At 53.2% G+C, this 23501-nt stretch carries 18 protein-coding genes; 15 read left to right on the top strand and 3 right to left on the bottom strand.

Features of this window, described 5'->3' with window-relative positions; genetic code table 11:
* The first annotated feature begins 34 nt into the window (after positions 1–34).
* From PLD04_00620 to PLD04_00660, 9 genes are all read left to right on the top strand, one after another.
* The gene (locus tag PLD04_00620; protein ID HXK66819.1) at positions 35–1786 is read left to right on the top strand and encodes a NapC/NirT family cytochrome c; all 1752 of its coding nucleotides are present in this window, start codon (positions 35–37) and stop codon (positions 1784–1786) included.
* A gap of 25 nt (positions 1787–1811) precedes the next feature.
* The gene (locus tag PLD04_00625; GenBank protein HXK66820.1) at positions 1812–2255 is read left to right on the top strand and encodes a ubiquinol-cytochrome c reductase iron-sulfur subunit; all 444 of its coding nucleotides are present in this window, start codon (positions 1812–1814) and stop codon (positions 2253–2255) included.
* Positions 2255–3310 (top strand): cytochrome bc complex cytochrome b subunit, encoded by a 1056-nt coding sequence (locus PLD04_00630; GenBank protein HXK66821.1) that lies wholly within the window; start codon positions 2255–2257, stop codon positions 3308–3310. The genes PLD04_00625 and PLD04_00630 overlap by 1 nt, the downstream gene beginning before the upstream one ends.
* 9 nt (positions 3311–3319) lie before the next feature.
* Entirely contained in the window at positions 3320–4558 is a 1239-nt protein-coding gene (locus PLD04_00635; GenBank protein HXK66822.1) for a cytochrome c3 family protein, read from the top strand.
* Positions 4559–4569: 11 nt separating this feature from the next.
* Positions 4570–7332 carry a hypothetical protein gene (locus tag PLD04_00640; protein ID HXK66823.1) on the top strand — a complete coding sequence of 921 codons (2763 nt, stop codon included), beginning with the start codon at positions 4570–4572 and terminating at the stop codon, positions 7330–7332.
* Between the two features lie 268 nt (positions 7333–7600).
* A complete protein-coding gene (locus tag PLD04_00645; protein ID HXK66824.1) occupies positions 7601–9583 on the top strand; it encodes a cytochrome c3 family protein in 1983 nt (660 codons plus the stop codon).
* 97 nt (positions 9584–9680) lie between these two features.
* A complete protein-coding gene (gene hybA, locus PLD04_00650; GenBank protein HXK66825.1) occupies positions 9681–10646 on the top strand; it encodes a hydrogenase 2 operon protein HybA in 966 nt (321 codons plus the stop codon).
* Positions 10643–13909, top strand: a complete 3267-nt coding sequence (gene hybB / locus PLD04_00655; GenBank protein HXK66826.1) for a Ni/Fe-hydrogenase cytochrome b subunit — start codon at positions 10643–10645, stop codon at positions 13907–13909. Before hybA ends, hybB begins: the two co-directional genes overlap by 4 nt.
* 43 nt (positions 13910–13952) lie before the next feature.
* Positions 13953–14534 carry a PaaI family thioesterase gene (locus tag PLD04_00660; GenBank protein HXK66827.1) on the top strand — a complete coding sequence of 194 codons (582 nt, stop codon included), beginning with the start codon at positions 13953–13955 and terminating at the stop codon, positions 14532–14534.
* On the opposite strand, the gene murB is transcribed toward PLD04_00660, so the two are convergent.
* On the bottom strand, positions 14531–15436 hold the full coding sequence (gene murB / locus PLD04_00665; protein HXK66828.1) for a UDP-N-acetylmuramate dehydrogenase: 906 nt from the start codon (positions 15434–15436) through the stop codon (positions 14531–14533). The genes PLD04_00660 and murB overlap by 4 nt on opposite strands.
* Before the next feature lie 92 nt (positions 15437–15528).
* Here murB and recA point away from each other — a divergent pair, with 92 nt between their 5' ends.
* The 3 genes from recA to pfp all read left to right on the top strand — a co-directional run bounded on the left by recA (position 15529) and on the right by pfp (position 19724).
* Positions 15529–16530, top strand: coding sequence for a recombinase RecA (gene recA / locus PLD04_00670; protein ID HXK66829.1), 1002 nt, complete (start codon positions 15529–15531; stop codon positions 16528–16530).
* 6 nt (positions 16531–16536) lie between these two features.
* Entirely contained in the window at positions 16537–18336 is a 1800-nt protein-coding gene (locus tag PLD04_00675; GenBank protein ID HXK66830.1) for a Na+/H+ antiporter NhaC family protein, read from the top strand.
* 65 nt (positions 18337–18401) lie between these two features.
* Positions 18402–19724 carry a diphosphate--fructose-6-phosphate 1-phosphotransferase gene (gene pfp / locus PLD04_00680; protein HXK66831.1) on the top strand — a complete coding sequence of 441 codons (1323 nt, stop codon included), beginning with the start codon at positions 18402–18404 and terminating at the stop codon, positions 19722–19724.
* A 74-nt stretch (positions 19725–19798) separates the two neighbouring features.
* Here the strand turns inward: pfp and PLD04_00685 are convergent, their stop codons facing one another.
* The gene (locus PLD04_00685; GenBank protein HXK66832.1) at positions 19799–20236 is read right to left on the bottom strand and encodes a hypothetical protein; all 438 of its coding nucleotides are present in this window, start codon (positions 20234–20236) and stop codon (positions 19799–19801) included.
* A gap of 177 nt (positions 20237–20413) precedes the next feature.
* On the opposite strand from PLD04_00685, the gene PLD04_00690 reads away from it, so the two are divergent.
* Positions 20414–20611 carry a 4Fe-4S binding protein gene (locus PLD04_00690; protein ID HXK66833.1) on the top strand — a complete coding sequence of 66 codons (198 nt, stop codon included), beginning with the start codon at positions 20414–20416 and terminating at the stop codon, positions 20609–20611.
* 21 nt (positions 20612–20632) lie between these two features.
* On the opposite strand, the gene PLD04_00695 is transcribed toward PLD04_00690, so the two are convergent.
* Positions 20633–21001 (bottom strand): YccF domain-containing protein, encoded by a 369-nt coding sequence (locus tag PLD04_00695; protein HXK66834.1) that lies wholly within the window; start codon positions 20999–21001, stop codon positions 20633–20635.
* Between the two features lie 107 nt (positions 21002–21108).
* Here PLD04_00695 and PLD04_00700 point away from each other — a divergent pair, with 107 nt between their 5' ends.
* Positions 21109–22575 (top strand): M64 family metallopeptidase, encoded by a 1467-nt coding sequence (locus tag PLD04_00700; GenBank protein ID HXK66835.1) that lies wholly within the window; start codon positions 21109–21111, stop codon positions 22573–22575.
* Positions 22576–23427 (top strand): deoxyribonuclease IV, encoded by an 852-nt coding sequence (gene nfo, locus PLD04_00705; protein ID HXK66836.1) that lies wholly within the window; start codon positions 22576–22578, stop codon positions 23425–23427.
* The last annotated feature ends 74 nt before the right edge of the window (positions 23428–23501 follow it).

A 23501-nucleotide genomic window follows, 5' to 3' on the forward strand; every position in this document is an offset into this window, starting at 1 on the left:
ACAAAAAACGTTGTTTGTGCGATACTTCACAGCCATGATATCCTTTATTAAGCGCTCTCTGAAGATCCTGATGATCGGCTCGGTCGTGATGGTGATTCTGCTTGTATTCAGTGTAGAATATACCTCCCGTCCGGCCTTCTGTAACACCTGCCACATCATGGAGCCCTATTACCGATCCTGGCAGACCTCTTCCCATTCCCACGTTCCGTGTTTAAAATGCCACTATCCGCCAGGCATCAAATATAAGATTCAAGCAAAGATAGCGGGCCTCTCCCAGCTTGTTCAATATGTGACGCATACCTATGGTACGAAACCGTGGGCGGAAATCGATGATGCGGCCTGTCTCAGGGAGGGTTGCCATACAACCCAGCTGCTCGAAGGTCCCATCAATTTTCGTGAAGGTATTTTCTTTAACCACAAGGCCCATCTCCAGGATTTACGGAGGGGCAAAAAGCTTCGGTGTACTTCGTGCCATTCTCAGATCGTACAGGGTCAGCATCTTACTGTCACGCCAACTGCATGCTTCCTCTGTCATTTCAAGAATCTTCACGAGAATGAAAAGATGAGTGAATGTCGGGAATGCCACAATGTGGAAAAGATTCCGACTGCCAGGTTCGACCACAGTTTTATTACCAAACAGAACGTACCCTGCCGTCAGTGTCACGGACCGATGTACACGGGAACAGGTGACGTCCCAAAACAGCACTGTTTTTCCTGCCACGCAGAGCAGGCCAGGCTTGACAAGTATGGGGACATCGACTTCGTCCACAACATGCATGTTACCCGAAACAAGGTCGAGTGCACCGAATGCCATCTTGAAATTCAGCACAAGACCCAGAAGGTATCCATCTCGGAAGATCTCCCATGCCAGGCCTGCCATATCGATACTCATTCCAAGCAGAAGCAGCTCTTCCTTGGTTTTGGCGGGGCGGGTGTCGAGCGGGAGCCGAATATGATGCTGCAGTCCAATGTCCACTGTACCGGATGTCATCTCTATCCCATTGAAAAAATGGGGAATATCGTGCATGTCGCCCGGGGAGATTCCTGCGTGTCCTGCCATGGCAAAGGTTTTGACAAAGTTCTGGAATCCTGGAGAGAGGCATTGACGAAAGCCCTGAGCCGATCACGGGATGCTCTGGATCAGGCAAAGCCCCTTGTGCAGGGCAAGCGGCTTTCGGAAGAAATGGTTATCAAGTACAAGGAAGCAAAGGACAATGACGCACTGATACGCAGCGCCCATGGTGTGCACAATATTATCTACTCCCTGGATCTGTTGAATACGTCCATACAGTATGTGAATGAGATTCTGGCTTCAACCGGATCCAAGAAACGATTCCCGGAAATTAAAGAAGCCGCTCAGATGAAAACAAGCCCATGCGCTGCCTGTCACACGGAACCTCCTGCTGGAATCCGGACTGTTTTCGGGAAGCAATTTGACCATGGTGCCCATGCCGCCAGCAGTAAGACTACCTGTCTTTCCTGCCATACCGATTTTTCGAAGCACGGAAAGCTCACCATCACGGCCAAAGACTGTTCTCGATGTCACGGTGATATTGAAATGCCCCACCCGGAAACCTGGAAGAAGGATCATCCCGGTGTGGTGAATGAACGCGCTTCAAGCTGCTCGACATGCCATGGCTCGTCATCCTGTTCTTCCTGCCATGGTCTGGCCATGCCCCATCCAGATGACTGGATGGATGTACACTATGAAACCGTCGCTGAAAAGGGCCAGGATCTCTGTTCAAAGTGTCATGAAGCCTCGTTCTGTGAAGGATGCCACGGCTGACCCAGCTTACTTTTTGGAGGACCGTATGGATTCATCTCGACGTTCATTTTTGAACCTGCTGTTGGGGGTGACGGGAGTGGGCGCGCTGGGAAGTATCGTCTACCCTGTCTTGAAATACCTGACACCGCCTCAGAATGCAGAGCAGTCCGTTGCATCCGTTGTGGCGGCGACGGTGGGTGAGCTGAAACCCAACAGTGGAAAGATCTTCAAATTCGGAAATAAGCCTGGAATCCTTATCATGACGCAAAATGGAGAATACCGCGCATTCAGTGCGATCTGCACCCACCTGAACTGTACCGTTCAATATGATCCGGAAATTCAGCAGATCTGGTGCGCATGTCATAACGGCCACTTTGACCTGTTTGGAAAAAATGTCTCCGGTCCACCTCCCAAACCCCTGGAGAGTTTTGACGTGGAAATGAAAGGTGAGAATGTCGGGGATGAGATCGTTGTCCTGAGGAGGTCATGATGATTCAGCGCCTCCTTACCTGGCTGGAAGATCGTGTGGATCTATCCTCCATCAAGCATCTGATCCAGGAAAAGACCGTTCCCCGCCACCGCATGACCGGATTTTACTTCTTCGGGGGCGTGGCTCTCTTTTTCTTTATTGTTCAGATCATTTCGGGCATTCTTCTTCTCTTTTATTACAGGCCCACCTCGGAAGAAGCCTTTGAGAGTGTGAAGTTCATCATGACACAGGTCCCCTTTGGCTGGCTGGTTCGTTCTATTCACAGCTGGTCCGCCAACCTGATGATCCTCTCACTCTTTCTCCATATGTTCTCGACCTTTTTCATGAGAGCCTACCGGAAGCCCCGTGAGATCACCTGGATTACCGGATTTCTTCTCCTTGGGCTGAGTATGGGGTTTGGCTTCACAGGATACCTCCTCCCCTGGAACAAGCTGGCATTTTTTGCCACTCGCGTCGGAACTGACATGGTAAGCGTCGTTCCTCTGATTGGAGAATGGCTTCTTCGCGTCCTCAGAGGAGGAGAAGATGTCACGGGTGCCACGCTGACCAGGTTTTTCGGAATTCATGTCACGATTCTTCCCATGATCGTGTTTGCCCTGCTCGGAATTCACCTGGTACTGATTCAGCAGCAGGGAATGAGTGTTCCCATTGGAGCAAGGATAAAGGGACAGATTCCATTCTTCCCCAATTTTATGATGAAGGATCTTCTTGCCTGGCTCCTTGCGCTGGCCGTTCTCGCAGGTATCGCTTCCATATTTCCCTGGGAACTGGGAGTAAAGGCCGATCCCTTTGCCTCGGCACCTGCAGGTATCAAGCCTGAATGGTATTTTCTCTTCATGTTTCAAGCGTTAAAAGTGATCCCCGCCCATGTTCTGGGTATGGAAGGCGAAGTTCTCGGACTGGCCGCATTCGGGCTGTGCGGACTTCTCTTTATGCTGGTTCCCTTTCTGGATCGAAAAGCTCAACGGGAAGAACGCAGCAAGCTTATTACAGGTGCAGGCTGGGTGGCGGTCATCTTCATTGTCGCCATGACAATCTGGGCCTATCTGGATTAGGAGTCAGCCATGAAAACTATCTTTTCTCTGCTCCTCCTTACCCCGGTCATTCTCAGCGGGGCGTCGACCTGTGTTACCTGCCATAAAGATCTGGACGGCGATCTTGCTGCACCTGTATCTCTCTGGGAGACAAGTATTCATCAACGGGCTGATGTTGGTTGCGTGGATTGCCACGGGGGTGATGCGACATCGGATGATATGGATCTTGCCATGAGCCCTTCCAGGGGCTTTGTCGGGGTCCCGTCCCCCAAAATGATTCCGACGCTTTGCGCTCGATGCCACTCGGACGAACGGTACATGAAAAAATACGCACCCAGTATTCCCGTCGATCAGCTGGAGAGGTATAAGACGTCGGTTCACGGTATGGGATGGGCCCGAGGGGATGCGAACGTCGCCACCTGTGCCAGTTGTCACGGTGCTCACGATATTGTGAAGGCTACGGATCCTGCATCCCATGTCTATGTCACGAATGTCGTGAATACCTGTGCCAAATGTCATGCTGATGAAAAGCTCATGAAAACCTATAACATCTCGGCGGAGATCGTGAGCGACTATCGCAAGGGTGTTCATGCAAGAGCCATTGAAGAAAAGGGGGACCTCGCTGCTCCCACCTGCAACGATTGCCATGGAAACCATGGAGCGGCCCCTCCGGGAATCGCTTCCATCGGATTTGTCTGCGGAAACTGTCACGCCATGAATCAGAGGCTTTTCAACCAGAGCCCTCACAGGGAGCCCTGGCAGGATATGGAACTTTCCCAGTGTGAAGAGTGTCACGGAAATCACAACATCCCTCCTGCAACCGATGCCATGCTGGATTCAAAGGGCCATGCTGTCTGCCTGAACTGCCATGATCAGGGAGACGGGGGATACGAAACGATGGACAAGATCCATGCGATTCTTGTCGGTATGACAAAACGAATGGAGGAAGTTGAAACCCGGGTGCTGGAAGCCGAGCACAAGGGAATGCTGATGGATGATGCTGCGCTTCTTCTCCAGGATGCAAAAACGTCATACATCAAAGGCCGTACTGCCGTCCATGCCTTTTCCGCGGAAAAGGTCAAGGACACGGTAGGGGAAGGCCTGGGTAATATCAATAAAGCCTCAATCATGGCCGATGAAGCCTTTAAGGAACTTACCTTCCGACGAAAGGGGCTCTTTGTTTTTCTTATCATTGCGTTGACACTGGCATTCCTTCTCTGGTTAAAAATCCGGCAGATGGACCGGCGCATGCCATCGAATCCAGAGTAGCAGGAGTCCGTATGAAAAGGGTTGTCTGTATCCTTCTGGTAATGTTCATTCCACTTGTCCTCACGGGATCTTTGATGGCTGGAGATCGAGAAGAGTGCCTGGCCTGTCACGGAGACAAGGATTCTTTTTCCGTAAAGGACCCGGCCTTCATCCAGGATAAGAAGTTTGTAAACTCGGCACATGGAAAGCTGGGTTGTACGGATTGCCATATCGATCTGGATGGTGTTGATCTTCCCCACGATATTCCCGTGGAACCAGTGGACTGCGGCATGTGTCACGATGATGTCGCTCGAAAACAGGGTGAGAGCCTCCATGGGAAAGCGGCAAAGCGGGGAGATCCCCTGGCTCCCCGATGTGTCACCTGCCATGGGTCCCACTATGTCATTCCCAGGTCAGATCCCTCCTCTCCCGTCACACCTCTGAATATTCCCTTTCTCTGTGGGAAATGTCATAAAGAAGGGGCTCCGGTTCAGGCTCAGCGCAATATTCACCAGGATCACATTCTTCAGAACTACTCCCTCTCCATCCATGGAGAAGGTTTGTTTAAAAAGGGCCTGGTCGTTTCAGCCACATGTACATCCTGCCATACGGCGCACCACATCCTGCCCCATACCGACCCCAAATCTTCGATCGGTAGAAGAAATATCGCAAAAACCTGTACGACGTGTCATGCACGAATCGAAGATGTTCACCGGAAAATCATTCAGGGTAAGCTCTGGGAAAAGGAAGCCAACGTTCTTCCGGCCTGTGTCGATTGTCACCAGCCCCACGAGGCCCGGCGGGTCTTTTACGACCAGGGGATGGCGGATAAGGACTGTTTAGTCTGTCATGGAAAGACCGATTTACGATCATCGAAGGATGGAAGGTCACTCTTCGTAGAGTACGGGGAAATTCTGCAGTCCCGTCATGCCAACGTTCACTGCAGCCAGTGCCATTCGGAAGTGAACGCTTCGCATACACGACCCTGTGAGACAATCAAGAACAAGGTCAATTGCAGTTCCTGCCACGCGGAAATTGGCCAGAACTATCAGATGAGCGTTCATGGCTCGCTGGCGGCTAAGGGAGATCCAAACGCTCCCATTTGTGTCGAGTGCCACGGAACTCATGGTGTGATGGGAAAAGAAGACCCGGCATCTCCGACCTTTCCCACCAAGGTCCCCGAACTCTGTGCACGATGCCACCGGGAAGGGGAAAAAGCCGCAAACCGCTATAAGGGAGATCAGAGGGACATCATTCGGCACTATACACAGAGCATTCACGGCAAAGGCCTGTTGAAGAGCGGTCTTGTCGTTACTGCGATGTGCACGGATTGTCACACGGCTCACCTCACCCTTCCTTCGAAAGATCCCAATTCCAGTGTGAACGATGTAAATATTGCCAAAACCTGTGCCAAGTGCCACAGGGGGATCTACGAACAGTTTGTTACCAGCATCCATGTCAAGCCTTCCCGGGATCCGGAAAAAAAGAAGCCGACCTGTAAAACATGTCACTCGGCCCATTCCATTATCCGTGCGGACCAGAAAGACTTTAAGCTTCATATCATGGATCAGTGCGGACACTGTCACGAAAAGATCGCCGAAAGTTACTTTGATACCTATCACGGAAAAGTATCCCGGCTGGGGGGAACCAAAACGGCAAAGTGTTACGACTGTCACGGCTCCCATGACATTCTTCCCCCATCGGATCCCAGATCCCATCTGAGCCGGGACAACGTGGTGGCCACATGTCAGAAATGTCATCCGGGAGCCAACCGGAAGTTTGCAGGCTATCTGACCCACGCGACGCACCATGATCCCGGGAAATATCCCTACCTTTTTTACTCCTTCTGGTTCATGACCATTCTCCTTGTCAGTGTCTTTACGCTGAGCGGCCTCCACACGCTGCTCTGGATCCCCAGGGCCGTGCAGATGAGGCGTCAGCTTAAGCAAAGAGAAACGGCTGATGGCGAAACAAAGTATTTTCGACGCTTTACCACCCTTAACTCCACGCTCCATATACTCATGATCATCAGCTTTATCAGTCTTGCCATTACCGGAATGACACTCAAGTTTTCCTATACGGTCTGGGCCGGTATGATCTCAAACTTTCTGGGAGGTTTTCAGGGAGCCGGTATTATTCACCGAATAGCGGCTATCCTGATGTTTGGCGTCTTTATCACCCACCTTACCGACCTTTTCCGCCGCAAGAAGAGAGAATTCGGAAGCTGGAAGGCTCTTCTGTTCGGTTCGGCGACGATGCTTCCCACATGGAGAGACGTTAAAGAATTTTTTGCCACGATGAAGTGGTTTCTGGGACTTGGCCAGCGGCCCGATTACGGACGCTGGACCTACTGGGAAAAGTTTGACTACTTTGCCGTGTTCTGGGGCATCTTTATCATCGGGTCTACCGGGCTCTTCCTCTGGTTTTCGGAACAGTTTACGTTGATCTTTCCCGGATGGTTGATCAATGTCGCAACCATCATCCACAGTGACGAAGCCCTCCTCGCCACGGGTTTCATCTTTACGGTTCACTTTTTCAACACGCATCTCCGTCCGGAAAAGTTCCCCATGGATACTGTGATTTTTACGGGGCGGATGAGCGTGGATGAGCTTCAGCATGATCGACCCGATGAGTACCGGGACCTGATGGAAAAAGGGGAACTGGAAAAGCACCTCGTGGGCCCTCTTTCGCAGACCCGGATTCGATTCGCGCGAACGTTCGGCTGGATCGCTCTGATTCTCGGTTTCTCGATCGTCCTGCTGATCATTTACGCGATGCTCTTTGCCTATCGGTAAGAGCTACGTTTGTACGGTGCGAGAATGTGGCCCGAATGGAGTTATCCCATTCGGGCCTTTTCCTGTCCTTGAAAAGTTATATGAAACATGAATATTGGAAGATATGGGTAATGAGAGTCATTTTCATTATGAAGATGAGAAAAATTGTCCAAATAGCAATACGGTGATATTATTGACAGAATTGTAGATTCTCTGTTACTTTGTGAAGAAAATGACGAAGTAATAATTGAGATTTTATCTCAAACCAAGACGTTTTCTGAGGAGTGCCATGTCAACCTTTCGCAACCTTTTTGTTTTTTTGCTCTGTCTATTGATGTTTGCCGTGGTCGTTCCATCCATGGCCCTTCCGAACAACGAAGAATGCCTTGCATGTCACGCAATGGAAGGACTCGAAGGCGTTACTGAACGGGGAAAATCGTTAAACCTCCTGGTTCCGGAGGATGCACTCTTTGGAAGCGTACACGAAGATCTCTCGTGTACCGATTGCCATCTTGGACCCGCAAACTTTGATGAAGTCCCCCATACCAAACAGCCGATGAAGCTGGGCTGCCCGGAATGCCACTCCGATGTTATGGAGATGTACCACTTAAAGGATGTTCACGGACGGGCCGTTGAAGAAGGGAACACTATGGCTCCCTTCTGTTCCGGATGCCATGGGGGTCATGATATTATGCCCATGAGCTCACCCGATTCCAGAATGTCCAAGCAGAACCAGCCCGATACCTGCGGCCGCTGCCACGGACAGGAGGAGTTGAACCTCCAGGAAGGGATCACCAAGCGTCAACTTATTGAGCGGTATAAATCTTCCGTACACTGGGAAGCCATTCAGCGTGGAAAAAACGGTGCCTCCTGTACTGATTGCCACGGGCACCATTCCATCCTGTCTTCCGCCGAGCAGGATTCTACCGTTTCCAGGACCGGGGTTGCCTTCGTCTGCCAGAAATGTCATCCCAACGAGGCACTTTCCTTTATCGCGGGAGCCCATGGACAAACGCTGGAACATGGTAACAACGAAGTGCCCAACTGCATCACCTGTCATGGAGATCATGATATGGCCTCCCTCCGGGAACGGGTCGGGGATGCGAAGAACTGGGCCGCCACCCAGGTCTGCATCTGGTGCCACGGGAACGATCGAATGATGGCTCGCTATGGGCTGGATACCTCCCCGGTGGAAAGTTATATGAAGGATTTCCACGGTCTCACCCAGCGAGGGACGGCGGGCGCCAGCGCAACCTGCGCCGACTGCCACGATCCGCACCACTCTCTGCCCTCAGATCACCCCAGCTCCCGCATGCATCTCTCCAACCGGGGTGCGGCATGCGGAAAGTGCCATGGCCAGGTTACGCCGACCTTCGCCATGAGCTTTACTCACAAGAAAGCCCTCGAGACTGGTGGGCAGTACTTTGAAAATATTATCAAGATCCTCTACATCATTATTATCGTCATATCGATTCTAATCATGTTAGGCCACAATTCCATCATCTGGTTGTGGGCCGTGCGGGAGAAAAACCGGGAACAGAAAAAGCGTAAACACATTCGTCGAATGACGAATTTTGAGATCTTCAGTCACTTTATCCTATTCCTTACCTTCACAACGCTGGCCTTTACAGGGTTTGCTCTCAAATTTCCGGAAGCTTTCTGGGTGAAATGGCTCTTTTCCATCGGGATGACCGAGCCCATCCGGGCCTTCATTCACAGAATGGCGGCCTTTATCATGACGCTTGATTTCGTATTTTTTGCCATCTACATGGCCTTTGGCCGACGCGGGCGAATCATCTTCCGTGAACTTCTTCCCCAAAAGCGTGATTTGAAGGATACGGTTCAAACGATGAAGTACTACATGGGGACGGAAGAAAAGCGCCCGCGTTATGCGGTATTCAACTATGCTGAGAAGTTTGAATTCTGGGCGCTTGTCTGGGGAACGTTGATCATGGTCGTGACCGGATTCATTCTGTGGTTTCCCAATACGCTGCCTGGTTCCTGGCCATCCTGGATTATTAATGTTGCCCGTGTAATCCATTACTATGAGGCGCTTCTGGCCACCCTGGCCATCATCATCTGGCATGGTTTTCACACTGTTTTTCATCCGGCGGAATATCCCATGAGCACATCATGGCTTACGGGCTATATCACCGATGAAGAAGCCGAACACCATTTCGATGAACGGGCCATTATGATCATGCAGGCTGAGCCCAGTGAGTTGAATGTGAAAAAGGAACGATCCGGGGAGGGCGATTCCGAGGATTCATAATTTACACCCGCCGGGTACCGAATAGAGGGCCAGGATTCAGGGAATATGTGTATGAATTCCCCCCTGAAATTCAGGGGGGTAAATATAGGGGGGAATAATGGATCGACGAAAGTTTTTACAGGCTCTCGTTGCCTCGGGAGGTGGAGCTGCGCTCGCCGCCAGCTCCGGGTCCGAAGCGGAAACCCACGAAAAACCTGCAAATGAAAATCAGGTCGGGTGCCTTGTTGACACGACACTCTGCATCGGATGCCGGCAGTGTGAGGAAGCGTGCAACCGGAGAAACAAGCTTCCAAAACCGGAGAAAAGCTTCAAGGATCGTAGCGTCCTGCGCACCTTTCGCCGGCCTGTCGAAGGGGCATTTACAGTGGTCAATGAATTTCCCGGATCACCGTCGCCGGACCAGGAGGAAAGAGAATCCACTTACGCCAAGTTTCAGTGCATGCACTGTATCGATCCGGCCTGTGTCTCCGCCTGCATTGACGGTGCTCTGACCCGGGCCAAGGACGGTGCCGTTGTCTACAATCCGACCATCTGTCTCGGGTGCCGGTACTGCATGGTTGCATGCCCCTTTCAGATCCCGGCGTACGAGTACGATCGTGTCCTTACGCCTCGTGTTCGTAAATGTGAGTTCTGCGCGGATCGGGAAAAGGGAACGGGAGCCAACCCGGCCTGTGCAGCTGCGTGCCCGGTTGAGGCCATAGTTTTCGGAAAACGGGAGTCTCTCCTGAAACTTGCAAAGGATAGGATCAAAATTCGTCCCGACCGCTATCTTGATCACATTTACGGGGAACATGAGGTCGGGGGAACCAGCTGGATGTACCTGATAGGCCGCCCCCTGGAGGAGATATCCCTTCTTTCCCTGCCGGAAGCCGCACCTCCAAGGACCACGGAACACATCCAGCATACGATCTTTAAATACGGCATTCTTCCCGTGGCCTTTTATGGACTTCTCGGAGGGATCATGTGGCTGAACAGCCGGAAGGATCAGGTTCAGGGAGAACCTCCCCGTACGGAAACACATGAAACATCGGAAGATCGCGGTGAGAGAGGAGGTGACCAGTGAGTCCCCATACCCCCGTCCCGCAGAGAATCAAGTTTTTTTCTACCGGTACCTTTATTCTTCTGGGCCTCATGGGTGTGGGGTTTGCCTTTGGTCTGGCCAGGTTTCTCACCGGTCTGGAACCGCTCACCAACCTTTCCAACTATTATCCATGGGGCATCTGGATTGCCATCGATGTCGCCTGCGGAGTCGCACTGGCTGCGGGAGGATTTACAACGGCGGCTATCGCGGAAATTTTTGGGGGAAAGAAATTTCACCCGCTGGTTCGTCCCGCCATCCTCACAGCATGGTTGGGTTATGCGATGGTTGCCTTCGGGCTGACATTCGACCTCGGCCGTTACTGGAACATCTGGCGACCCGCCTTCAACTGGCAGGGTAACTCAGCCCTCTTTGAAGTGGCTATGTGTGTGATGGGCTACCTCACGGTCCTGACTTTCGAGATGGCTCCATCGATTCTCGAAGGACTAAAACGGTGGATCGATGAAGACGGCTGGGGCGCTGCTATCCTTACGAAGCTGGAGCGCCCCATTATGTGGGCACACAGCGCAACCAAAACGGCATTGCCCCTCTTTATCATCGCTGGTGTGGTGCTCTCCTGTATGCACCAGTCCTCCCTGGGAACCATCATGGTCCTGGTGCCGACGAAGTTGAACCCACTCTGGTATACGCCTCTTCTTCCTCTTCTTTTCCTGTTATCCGCCGTCATGGTTGGTTTCCCCATGGTGGTCTTTGAATCCCTCCTGGCCAGCCGGAGCTTTCGCCGTGAGCCCGAGATGGATCTTTTAAGCCCACTAGCCAGGTACATTCCCTGGTTCATCGGGGTCTATGCTTTCGTTAAATTTCTGGATCTTTATCTGCGCCGGGCTGATCTCTGTTTCTTAAGCTGTCCAGGACCGGCCACGGCCTTCACGATTGAGGTGGGTGTGGGAATTATTCTTCCCTTCCTGCTCCTGTCCAGCAAAACTCTTCGCCGTTCACCGGGTTGGCTCTTTTTCGGCTCCTTCTGCGTGATTCTCGGGGTAGTCCTGAACCGGATCAATGTCTACCTCGTTGGATTCAACCCGCCCTACGCCACATCATCCTATTTCCCTGCCATCGGAGAGATCGCGGTCACCGTTGCCATTATCTGTCTTCTGATGCTTCTCTATCGATTTTTTGTCGCATTCTTTCCGATCCTTCCAGGAATTCATACATCAACGGCAGAGCGCAGAGTAACTGAGCTGGAACCCGCCCTCTCCTCTACCTGGGCATGGGTCATCCGTGCGGCTGCAGTGGGTCTATTGCTGACGTTCGTTCTGCTCTACGCCCTTGTCCACAAGGAAGCCGTGGCGGGAGAGATCAGTGCCTTTAAGTGGGCAAACCGGGTCGTACCGGTAAAACATGCACCCGAGCCCACGCCGCCTACTCAACATGCCTTCCGACCGGAAGGGTACAAGAACCTCTATATCCTGAACAACGATCTCTTAAACTCCAAGACTGACTTTTACGAACCCGTCAAGTTTACCCATCGATCCCACGATGCGTACACCGACGGGGACTGTGGCGTCTGCCACCATCGCTTCTCTTTTGACGAATCGGACCGTGTCGGAGAAGACATCAAAGAGCTCCATGAAAGCTTCGATGTGACCCTGAGCGGACCCTGTTCCGGATGTCATGATATGTCTTCGATTTCCATTCTGAAATGTGCCACCTGCCACTGGGTTCCCAACGAGGAAGACGATCCAAACCGGCTGGGTCTCAAAGGTGCCTACCACCGCCAGTGCATCGGCTGTCACGAGGACCATCCCAACGTGGAGTATATTCCGACGGACTGTATTACCTGTCACCATCCCTATACTCCGGACCACCGGGGGCTGGTGGAAGTTCAGGCCGGGACGGGTCCCTTCGCAGTGACGGCTGCGTGTCTGCAGTGTCATGAATCCACCGGTCAGGATATTCTGAAGACGGCTCACTGGCGATGGGGAGGTCATTCTCCCACCGTCAAGGGGCACAAGCACAGCACCAATCTCGGGAAAGCCACCGTTCTTAATAATTACTGTATCGGCGTGAGTCCCAATTTCCAGGTTTGCGCCACCTGCCATATCGGATATGGCTGGGTGGATGAAAGCTTCAATTTTGACGATCCCTCCAGGATTGATTGTCTTGTCTGCCATGATACTACCGGAAAGTACGCCAAAGATCCGGCTTCAGGCGGTATGCCCGATGCATCGGTCGATCTCACCGAGGTTGCGTATTCCGTAGGACGGCCTTCCCGAAAAACCTGCGGATTATGCCATTTCTACAGCGGGAACGGTCCGAATTACAAACATGGTGACCTGGAACCGATTCTTGTTGATCCGCCCGATGACTTCGATATTCACATGGGCCGGTACGATATGCTCTGCCAGGATTGCCATAAGACAGAAAGCCACCGTATTGCAGGATCTTCCATGAGCGCACCGGCCGTGGAGGGCATGGTTTTCTGCGAAGTGTGTCACGGTGAGGAGCCCCATCGTATTACCGGGATCCTGGGACGCCACCTCGACGACCATGTAAAGGCCGTGTCCTGTGAAACCTGCCATATACCCTATGTGGCCAAGGATCTTCCAACAAGAGTATTTCTTGACTACTCCAAGGCGGGACAGGATCGAAGTTCCATCAAGATGGAATATGGACAACCCACCTACGATAAAAAGTTCGGAGAGATGCGCTGGAAAAAGGATCTGGTTCCGCAATATCGCTGGTACAATCACGACCACGAAATTCACACACCCGGAGAAAAAATCAATCCGCGCCGTGTGGTGGAATTGAATACGCCGCTGGGTGAGCGCCAGGATCCTCACTCCAGGATCTACCCCTTCAAAATCCACACAACGATCCAGCCGTACGACGTGGAAAATAAAATTCTTGCCGTACCCAAACTTTTCAACGGGTACTGGGAGCACTTTGACTGGAACCAGGCGCTGAAGGAGGGAATGGAAGCAGCAGGACTTACCTTCAGCGGATCCTACGACTTTGTGGAAACCCGCATGTATACCTCTCTTCACCACGAGGTGGTTCCGGCCAAGCAGGCTCTGGGATGCACCGATTGTCATGCTACCCCTGCCGTGACCTGCACACGGTGTCACAGCCGGGCCAGGGGAATGGCACAGCCGGAGCATATGCGCCGCGTCTATCCGAATCTCCCGAGATTCCTGGATTTCAAAGTCCTGGGGTATGAGGACGATCCGGCTCTGATTGGCGGACGTTTCTACACCTCCCTTGGAAGGGGGAGACCGCCGCAATAGGTACCCTATTCACAATGGAAGGGTAACGGAGTAGGATTGCTGCATGAGTAAAGAAAAGAAATTGCAAACGAATCGGAGAGGGGGAGACCTCGGCCGGGCCGAGCCCGGATGGTCCCCCCTCCGAAACCGGCGGTCTGTTGGAGGAGCGAGGCCTTATATCCGGGCAATCCAGACTGCAGATATTGTGAAAATCAAGTGGTTTGTCCGGGACGAAGATCGTGCCCTGGTTGGGAAATGTGTCTTTGGGGCCGGCGCAGAAGGCCCTCCCGGCCATGCCCACGGAGGGAGTATCGCCGCCCTGTTTGACGAGCTCATGGGGGCCTCAGCCTGGGCTGCGGGGTATCCCGTTCTGGCGGCAAGGGTCATTGCCGATTTTCACCGACCGCTTCCCCTGGGAGAAACCGTACAATGGTCCGCGTGGGTAAGAAATGTCAAGGAAAGAAAGGTCTGGACCCAGGCAAGGCTGGAAGGGCCGGACGGAACGCTTTTTGCAGAGGGTCGGGGACTCTTCATCATCGTAACCTCAAAGCACTTCGGAAAGCACGAAGCGGAAGCCCGTGTCATTTTGAAGAAAAGTGGAATTGATCCTGACGGAAAGGGTTTTTTTGAGAAAGATCGGGATTAGACCAGGGGGGGAAAACCGATAAATTTCACTTCGGGTTCTAATACGACCCCGAATCGGTCCCGGACTTCGGAAATCATTCTCCGGGCCAGAGTAAAAATATCCGTAGCAGATGCACTACCACGGTTCAGGATGACATTGGAATGGACCGTGGAGATTTCCGCCATTCCTTCCCGAAGGCCGGCGAGCCCGCAGGCGCGGATGAGTTCCCATGCCTTATGCCCTGGAGGATTCTTAAAGACGGAACCTGCGTGACGTCCCGGGGGAAGGCTCTCTTTCCTCCGGGCGAGAACTTCCTCCATCGAAGCACGAAGTGTTGAGACAGGTTGAGCGCCAAACTGAAATACGGTGTATGCGATGATTCCCCGTTCTGAAAAAGAAGAGGTACGATATTCGAATCCGGCCTCCGATCTCAACAGGGTCCGGCTTGCGCCTTCGGGTGTAATCAAAATGGCGTGATCGAAGGCCGCTTCAATCGATTGACCATAACATCCCGCGTTCATCATGACGGCGCCCCCTACCGTGGACGGAAAGCCTGCCAGCCGTTCCAGCCCCCCCAGCCCCCGTTCCACCGCACTGCAGACCATGCGATGCAGGATGACGCCGCCTCCGGCGACCACCGAATTTCCCTGGAATCGAAACTTCTCCAGTAGGCCCTTCAAACGGATAATTGCACCCGGAAAGCCTTCATCGGAAAAGATTGTATTGGCTCCCTTCCCCAGCACCATCCATGGAATTTTATGCCGGGTCAGGGCTGACATCATGGTTTCTGCATTCCGCCGACAGGTCGGGGATAGGATCCATCGAGCCGGGCCCCCGACACCCATCGTCGTGCACGTCGAGAGGGGAACATTTTCCCGGATCTCAAGTCCTGAGGCCTTCAAAACCGGGACCCATTCGTTCATCCGGTCTCCTTGACACCGGGGAGCCTTCGACGTATCCTACCTGTACGTGTGTGCTCCCCTTCTCCCGTACATTTCATGAAAAGGAGTTTACCATGTCCGAACCGAATGAGAATAAAGATCGTGCCATCAAAACCGCGTTGACGCAGATTGAGCGTCAGTTCGGAAAGGGAGCCGTGATGCGGCTCGGGGAGAAGCCCGATATCGACATTGAGATTGTCAAGACCGGATCCATCAGCCTCGATTTCGCGCTTGGAATCGGGGGAATGCCCCGGGGCAGAGTCGTGGAGATTTATGGTCCGGAAATGTCGGGAAAGACCACGCTGGCTCTTCATGTGATCGCCCAGGCGCAAAAAACGGGTGGCTATGCCGCCTTTGTGGATGCGGAGCATGCTCTGGATGCAAAATATGCGAAGAACCTTGGTGTGATCACGGATGATCTCCTTGTATCGCAGCCCGATTACGGAGAACAGGCCCTCGAGATCACCGAACAGCTCATCCGTTCGGGAGCCGTGGATGTCATCGTTGTCGATTCGGTAGCCGCCCTGGTGCCCAGAGCCGAGCTCCAGGGTGAAATGGGAGATGCCCAGGTCGGCCTTCAGGCCCGTCTGATGTCCCAGGCCATGCGGAAGCTGGCCGGTATTGTCTCAAAATCAAAGACCTGCGTAATTTTTATCAATCAGGTGAGAGAAAAGATCGGAGTTATGTTTGGAAATCCGGAAGTCACCACAGGTGGGAGAGCCCTGAAATTCTACGCTTCGATCCGTGTGGATATCCGCCGGATCGCTACGTTGAAGGATGGAGACAGGGTTACCGGAAGCCGAACCAGGGTCAAGGTCGTGAAAAACAAGCTTGCTGCCCCGTTTCAGGAATGCGAGTTTGACATCGATTATGGCGTGGGAATTTCTCACACGGGTGAGCTGATCGATCTGGGAGTCCAGCACGGCATCGTGGAAAAATCGGGATCGTGGTTCTCGTACGGCCAGACCCGGCTGGGTCAGGGTCGGGAAAATGTGAAGAGTTTTCTCCAGGAAACCCCCGAAATCGCAAATGAGATCGAGGGAAAGATCCGGGAAAAGCTGGGAATCGCCGGCTGAGATTTCGTGAGGGTCCCGTTCCTCGTTCTGGTTTCGTTTCTTTCGGTTTCATTTCTTCAGGCGGGGATTGATGCTCCCCGGGGTGCGATCGCGGGGTATCCCGTTTCGATCACGGTATCGGGAATCGATGAAGGATTAACCGCCGTTACGCTGGACGGGATCGTTCTTGAGCCTGTTCAGACCCGGGAGGGTGTGGCAACCTTCTCTCTTGAGAATCTTGACTCAGGCCGCCATGTCCTCACAGCCGGAATGGAGGAGGCCTCCATCCTTGTCATGCCCTCCTGGTTCGCCATTTTGCCACCCCTGCTGGCCATTATCCTGGCACTGGTTTTCAAAGAGGTTCTGATTGCCCTCACCCTGGGTGTCTTTTCCGGGGCTCTGCTTCTGGTCGGGTTCAATCCCTTTTCTGCGGCGGCCATGATGGCGGATCGATACATCCGCGGTGGCCTTGCCGAACCGGACCATGCCGCCATCGTCATCTTTTCCATGATGCTCGGCGGAATGGTCGGTATCATTTCCCGAAGCGGGGGATCGGCCGGAATTGTGGCCTTCCTCCTCCGGTATGCCCGGGGGAGGAGGAGCGCCCAGGTCGTTACATGGCTCATGGGTTTCTTTATCTTCTTCGATGACTATGCCAATACCCTGATTGTCGGTCACACGATGAGGCCTCTTACGGACCGGCTCAAAGTCTCAAGGGAAAAGCTTGCCTACATTGTCGATTCCACGGCGGCGCCCGTGGCTTCCCTTGCTGTGATTTCCACTTGGATCGGATATGAAGTGTCTCTCATTGCGGATGGCTTTACGGCTTCGGGAATCGATCAGAATGCCTATCTATTTTTTATTGAGTCCATTCCGTATCGCTTTTACCCGCTCCTGGCTCTCCTGATGGGGATTCTTGTGGCGGCGTCGGGAAGGGATTTTGGTCCCATGCTCAAGGCGGAGAGGAGAGCGGAGGAGGAAGGCCTTGTCCTGCGACCGGGAGCCGAACCTCTCTCGGACCTGGAGACGGAGGAGGAAAACCCTGCTCACTGGCTCCTTGCCGTCATTCCGATTCTCGTTGTAATCCTCTTTACCTTTGGAGGCCTCTACGCCAACGGGCTAAAGCACCTGGCCCCCGGGGATTCTACCTCCCTTCGGTCGGTCATCATGGCTGCGGACAGTTTCCAGGTTCTGCTCTATGCCTCTCTTCTGGGGCTGATCACCGCGTTCCTGCTCTCCGTTTCCACAAAGAGGCTCACGGTTGTCAAAACCGTTCAGGCAACCATGGAAGGATTTAAGGCCATGCTTCTGGCGATGGTCGTGCTGGTCCTTGCATGGGGAATCAATGCCGTATGTCAGGATCTTCACACGGCGGAAGTGATCGTGGGGTTTACCCGAAACTTCCTCCTCCCTTCCCTGGTGCCCACAGTCATCTTCCTTTCTGCTTCAGCGATTTCCTTTGCCACAGGGACTTCCTGGGGAACGATGGCCATCCTGATGCCCATTGCCATTCCTCTATCCAACGCATCAGGGTCCAATGCCCTTCTCCTTGCTGGCGTAGGTTCGGTTCTTGCAGGCTCCATTTTTGGAGACCACTGTTCTCCGATCTCCGATACCACAATCATGTCCTCCATGGCGTCCGGTTCAGACCATGTCGACCACGTTCGAACACAGCTTCCCTATGCCCTGGCGGCCGGGTTTGTGGGGATCCTTACAGGGACCCTGCCCGTCGGTCTCGGGATGCCCGTGGGATTTTCTCTCCTTCTTGGAACAGGAGCCATGGTCGCCATCGTATTCCTGGCGGGGAAAAGAGTCGTCCGTTCTTGATTGACATCCGGAGGCACCTGGCATAAGATGATTTCCCCCTCTCAGGGGAAAGGAGGCGGATGACGATGGTCATCACACAGAAAAAACTTGCCATTCTTGTCGGGGGAGGTCCTGCCCCGGGCATCAACTCCGTGATCGGAGCCGCCACCATCCGCTCGATTCTGGAAGGTGCCGAAGTCCTTGGAATTCGGGATGGTTTCAAATGGATCATGCGGGGTGATATCTCTCATGTTCACTCGCTTTCCATTGAGGATGTGAGCCGGATCCATTTTCGTGGCGGTTCCTTTATCGGCATCTCCCGCGATAACCCGACGAAAGATCCAAAACATCTGGAAGTTGCCGTGACGTCTCTTCTGCGTCTCAATGTGGATAAGCTGATTACGATCGGGGGGGACGACACCGCCTTCAGTGCCATGAAACTGGAGGAGATCTCCAACGGGCGGATCCGGGTGGTCCACGTTCCCAAGACCATCGACAACGATCTCGATCTGCCCCAGGGATACAGTACCTTCGGTTACCAGACCGCCCGCCACATCGGTGTGGAGATCATCAAGAACCTCATGGTGGATGCCCACACAACCTCCCGCTGGTATTTTGTCGTTTCCATGGGACGGAAGGCCGGCCATCTGGCGCTGGGTATTGGAAAGGCGGCTGGGTCGACGGTTACGGTGATCCCTGAAGAATTTCCCGAAGAAAAGATCCGGATTGGCCATATCGTCGACATCCTTGTCGGGTCGATTATCAAGCGGCTTTCCTATGGCCGTCCGGATGGCGTGGCCATTCTGGCGGAGGGTCTCGTGGAGCATATGGACGAGAGAGACCTGGAGGTCCTTCTGAATGTGGAGCGGGATGCCCACGATCACATCCGTCTCGCGGAGGTCAACTTTGGAGAGATTCTGAAGATGCGGGTTCAGGAGCGATTAGCGGAATTCGGGATTAAGGCCACGATCATCGCTAAGAATATCGGATATGAACTGCGCTGTGCCGACCCGATCCCCTTTGACATGGCCTATACACGTGACCTGGGATACTGCGCGGCGAACTACATCCTCAATGACGGAAACGCCGCCGTTGTTTCCATTCAGGGGGGTAATTTCATTCCCCTGAAATTCAAGGACATCGTCAGCCCCGAGACGGGCAGGATGAAGGTCCGTATGGTCAATGTTAACTCCGAGTACTACACGATCGGGCGGCTCTACATGCTGCGGCTCACCCGGGATGACTTTGACGATCCTCACCAGCTCGCCAAGCTGGCCGCCACGGCCAAGATGACGCTGGAAGACTTCCGGAAGCAGTTCTATTACCTGATCGAGAACGACAACCTCTACCGGGTTCCCCGGGATGTCGACCATGTCCCCGAGCAGGGGACCGGGGTGGAAATCGGCTGATTCGAGAGAAAGAGAAAAAATAACGCCCTCCACTACTCATGGAGGGCGTTATTATTTTCGGTAAGAGAATTCGATCAGTTCGGAGCCTTCAGCGGAAGGGGCTGGCCGTCTTTGACCAGCTGTACGGCTTTTGCGAACAGTTCGTGAAACCGCTTATGGGTTGTGGTCGTGAAGACATCGGTTTTCAGACGACGCTTGGTTACAAAGGTCACCTTCGTTGAGGTTTTGTCCACCTTCTCAACCCAGACACCCATCACGGCTCCATACGAGACCAGGTTCATCCCGGTGGACGTCAGCATGTATCCTTCACTCTTGTGCTCTTCAATGGCGTCGGAGCCTTCCCAGCGGAGAACCTTCAGGGAAATCTCCCAGGCCTGATCCACGGTCACCGGGTAAATTTCACTTTCACCCTTGCCTTCGGCTTTGGCTTTTTCTACGTCACTGAGGTTGGAGCAGGAAACGAGAGCGATGAGAGCCAGAATCGCAACCAGACCAGTGGTAAATCTGCGCATCGCGTACCTCCAGAGATTAGATTGATGTCTCTAATAATACAAGAATTGAGGAAAATATTCCTCACAGGGCGGTTGCCATCATTCGGCAAATTCCTCATAGGACGTGAGTTTGAAATTAAAGAAAGCAATTCTGCGTTTTTATATATGTAGGACTGCTAAGTAAAAGAGGTGAATGCCATGGCCATGAAAATTACCGACGACTGCCTCGCCTGTGGGGCCTGTCTCCCCGAGTGTCCCGTGGACGCGATTTCTGAGGGGGATCCGATCTACCTCATTGACCCGGCCATCTGTGTCGAATGTAAAGGGTATGCCGCGGCGCCCAGGTGCGTGGATGCCTGTCCCACGGATGCCATCATTAAGGCAGAGGAAGCCTGAAAGGTATCCACGGGAAGGGAATCAGCGGATTTCCCTGCCAAACGGAACAAGGGCAAGGTGGGCAAGCTTCAGGTGCTGGATGGCGAATGGGATTCCGATAATCGTAACGGCACAGAGGAGGGCGAACATGAGGTGGGTCACGACGATCCAGAAACCACCCAGAAAAATCCACAGCAGGTTCATGATCAGACCAAGACATCCGCTGACCCGTTCCTTCTGAACGACATCCCGTCCGAAGGGCCAGAGGGCCAGAATTCCCATCTTCCAGCACTGGATCCCGAAGGGAATTCCGATGATGGTCAGGCAGAGAAGAAAGCCGCCAAGCATATATTCCAGAAAGATAATAAATCCCCCGAGGATCAGCCAGAGAATGTTTCCAATCAGACTCATGTTTTTACCTCCTGTCGTCTATACGCACAGGGCGAAATCTTGTTCCCCGATTTCAGGTTCTCCGAATAGGCTACAATAGATTTGCCATCCCAATTCCGGAGGTTCCCATGTCTCGCTATCCCGTTTTCCTGATTTCAATGGTTGTTACCCTCGGTCTCTTTGCTGCCCCGACCTTTGACGAGCACTTTCTGGATGAAACGATGCGGATTGACTATTTCCACATCGGGGACAGCCAGGAGGAAATTGTCACCGTGGACCGGATCTATCGTCAGGGAACGTGGGCGGGAAGTGTGACTCAGCTGGAAGACACGTTTGACAATGGGCGTTACTACGTAAAGGTGTACGATGAAGCCGGAACGACTCTCCTCTATTCACGGGGTTTTGACAGCTATTTCGGTGAGTACCAGACGACGGAAGAGGCCGGAAAGGGAATCAAGCGAACCTACCACGAATCGGCTCTCATCCCCTTTCCCCGACACAAAGTACTCGTTACACTTGAATCGAGGGAGACAAAAACCAAGATTCTCCACCGGATCTTTCAATCCGTCATCGACCCGGACGCCTACACTGTCAATCGGGATCCCCTCCTCGACGGTGTGACGGTTTTTCCCGTCCATGTCAGCGGGGATCCCCACGTAAAAGTCGACATTGCCGTCGTCGCGGAAGGGTACACAGCGGGAGAAGCGGCCAAAGTGAAAAAGGACCTCGATCGATTCCGTGAAACCCTTTTCTCCATGGAACCCTACAAGAGCCAGACGAAGGACTTCAATATTCTCGGGGTCTTTTTCCCGTCCGCCCAGAGCGGGTGTGACGAACCAAGCTATGGCTCCTACCGGGCTACCGCTGTTGGCACGACGTTCGATTCCCTCGGTTCGGAACGGTACCTCCTTACCGAAGATAATAGAGCACTGAGAGACATTGCCGCCCACGTACCCTACGATACGCTCTTCATCATGGTTAATTCCGACCGGTACGGCGGCGGAGGCATCTATAACTTCTACTGCACCTTTACTTCGGACAACCAGTGGTTCCCGTATCTCCTTCTTCATGAATTTGGCCATTCCTTTTCCGGTCTCGCCGATGAGTATTACACTTCGTCCACCGCCTACAACGAGTTCTACCCGAAGGGGGTGGAGCCGACGGAGCCCAACATTACGGCACTGCTGGATCCGGCCCATGTGAAATGGAGCCATCTTGTCAAGCCCGGGACGCCAATCCCCACGCCCTGGGAAAAAACGGAGTTTGACGCGATGGATACGGCCTACCAGAAAATACGGCAGGAAATTAATGAAACCCTGGCCCGTATGAAACGGGAAGGCGCACCTGAGGGAGAGATTCAGGCCGTAAAAGAAAAATCGGAACGGCTCTCCAGGGAAAACGCCGAAAAAGCTGATCAATTCCTTGCCTCCAGCAAGTACGTGGGAGTGGTGGGCGCCTATGAGGGGGCAGGTTACAGCTCCGAGGGTCTCTATCGATCCGAAATCGATTGCCTGATGTTCACAAAGGGGGCCAAGCCTTTCTGTGCTGCCTGTGAAGAAGCAGTCCGCCGGGTTATTGCCCACTACACAAAGTAGATGAAGTACATCGGAGCCCATGTTTCAGCTGCGGGAGGTGTGCAGAATGCTCCTCTCAACGCCCACGCCATTGGGGCCAGGGCCTTTGCACTTTTCACAAAGAATCAGCGGCAATGGACGGCAAAGCCCCTGACCGATGACGAAATCGAATCCTTCCGGAATCACTGCCGTGAACTCGGGTATACGGCGGAGCATATTCTTCCCCACGACAGCTATCTGATCAATCTGGGAAATCCCGATCCAGATGGATTGAAACAATCCAGAGATGCATTCCTGGATGAGATGAAACGCTGCGAGCTGCTGGGCCTCACGATGCTGAACTTTCATCCAGGCAGCCACAAGAATGAGATCTCGGAAGAGCAGTGCATGTCAACGATTGCCGAATCGATCAACGGGGCTCTGGAAAAGACCCGGGGCGTAACCGCCGTTCTTGAAGGAACGGCAGGTCAGGGAGGGTACATCGGATACCGGTTTGAGCACCTGGCGGAGATCATCGAGCAGGTGGAGGATAAGAGCCGCGTCGGTGTGTGCCTCGATACCTGCCATCTCTTCGGGGCGGGATACGACCTGCGAACGCCTGAAGCCTATCGGACCACGATGGAGGCCTTTGATCGGATCGTAGGATTACCCTACCTGCGCGGTATGCACCTGAACGATTCCAAAGTGGAACTGGGAAGCCGAAAGGATCGCCACCACAGCCTGGGAGAGGGGCTGTTGGGGTGGGAAACCTTCCGTCTTGTCGTCAATGATCCCAGGCTCGACGGGATCCCTCTGATTCTGGAAACGATTGACGATTCCCTGTGGAAGAAAGAGATCGCGGCCCTCTATGGCATGATTGAAAATCGTGATTGATGTTGCTGTGTCGTGGATCGATAACCTGGAGGCCAACTTTTCGTATAATCATCGAAGAATCCAATCGATTTTGG

It is taken from the genome of Thermoanaerobaculia bacterium, from assembly GCA_035593605.1.
Lineage (GTDB): Bacteria > Acidobacteriota > Thermoanaerobaculia > UBA2201 > DAOSWS01 > DAOSWS01.

What these genes read in the sequence shown, in the direction of transcription:
- murB (HXK66828.1), bottom strand. Translation starts at nt 15,436, where the DNA reads ATGAACGAATGGGTCCCGGTTTTGAAGGCCTCAGGACTTGAGATCCGG.
- recA (HXK66829.1), top strand. Translation starts at nt 15,529, where the DNA reads ATGTCCGAACCGAATGAGAATAAAGATCGTGCCATCAAAACCGCGTTG.
- PLD04_00700 (HXK66835.1), top strand. Translation starts at nt 21,109, where the DNA reads ATGTCTCGCTATCCCGTTTTCCTGATTTCAATGGTTGTTACCCTCGGT.
- PLD04_00640 (HXK66823.1), top strand. Translation starts at nt 4,570, where the DNA reads ATGAAAAGGGTTGTCTGTATCCTTCTGGTAATGTTCATTCCACTTGTC.
- PLD04_00620 (HXK66819.1), top strand. Translation starts at nt 35, where the DNA reads ATGATATCCTTTATTAAGCGCTCTCTGAAGATCCTGATGATCGGCTCG.
- PLD04_00635 (HXK66822.1), top strand. Translation starts at nt 3,320, where the DNA reads ATGAAAACTATCTTTTCTCTGCTCCTCCTTACCCCGGTCATTCTCAGC.
- PLD04_00625 (HXK66820.1), top strand. Translation starts at nt 1,812, where the DNA reads ATGGATTCATCTCGACGTTCATTTTTGAACCTGCTGTTGGGGGTGACG.
- nfo (HXK66836.1), top strand. Translation starts at nt 22,576, where the DNA reads ATGAAGTACATCGGAGCCCATGTTTCAGCTGCGGGAGGTGTGCAGAAT.
- pfp (HXK66831.1), top strand. Translation starts at nt 18,402, where the DNA reads ATGGTCATCACACAGAAAAAACTTGCCATTCTTGTCGGGGGAGGTCCT.
- hybA (HXK66825.1), top strand. Translation starts at nt 9,681, where the DNA reads ATGGATCGACGAAAGTTTTTACAGGCTCTCGTTGCCTCGGGAGGTGGA.
- PLD04_00660 (HXK66827.1), top strand. Translation starts at nt 13,953, where the DNA reads ATGAGTAAAGAAAAGAAATTGCAAACGAATCGGAGAGGGGGAGACCTC.
- PLD04_00695 (HXK66834.1), bottom strand. Translation starts at nt 21,001, where the DNA reads ATGAGTCTGATTGGAAACATTCTCTGGCTGATCCTCGGGGGATTTATT.
- PLD04_00630 (HXK66821.1), top strand. Translation starts at nt 2,255, where the DNA reads ATGATTCAGCGCCTCCTTACCTGGCTGGAAGATCGTGTGGATCTATCC.
- PLD04_00645 (HXK66824.1), top strand. Translation starts at nt 7,601, where the DNA reads ATGTCAACCTTTCGCAACCTTTTTGTTTTTTTGCTCTGTCTATTGATG.
- PLD04_00685 (HXK66832.1), bottom strand. Translation starts at nt 20,236, where the DNA reads ATGCGCAGATTTACCACTGGTCTGGTTGCGATTCTGGCTCTCATCGCT.
- PLD04_00690 (HXK66833.1), top strand. Translation starts at nt 20,414, where the DNA reads ATGGCCATGAAAATTACCGACGACTGCCTCGCCTGTGGGGCCTGTCTC.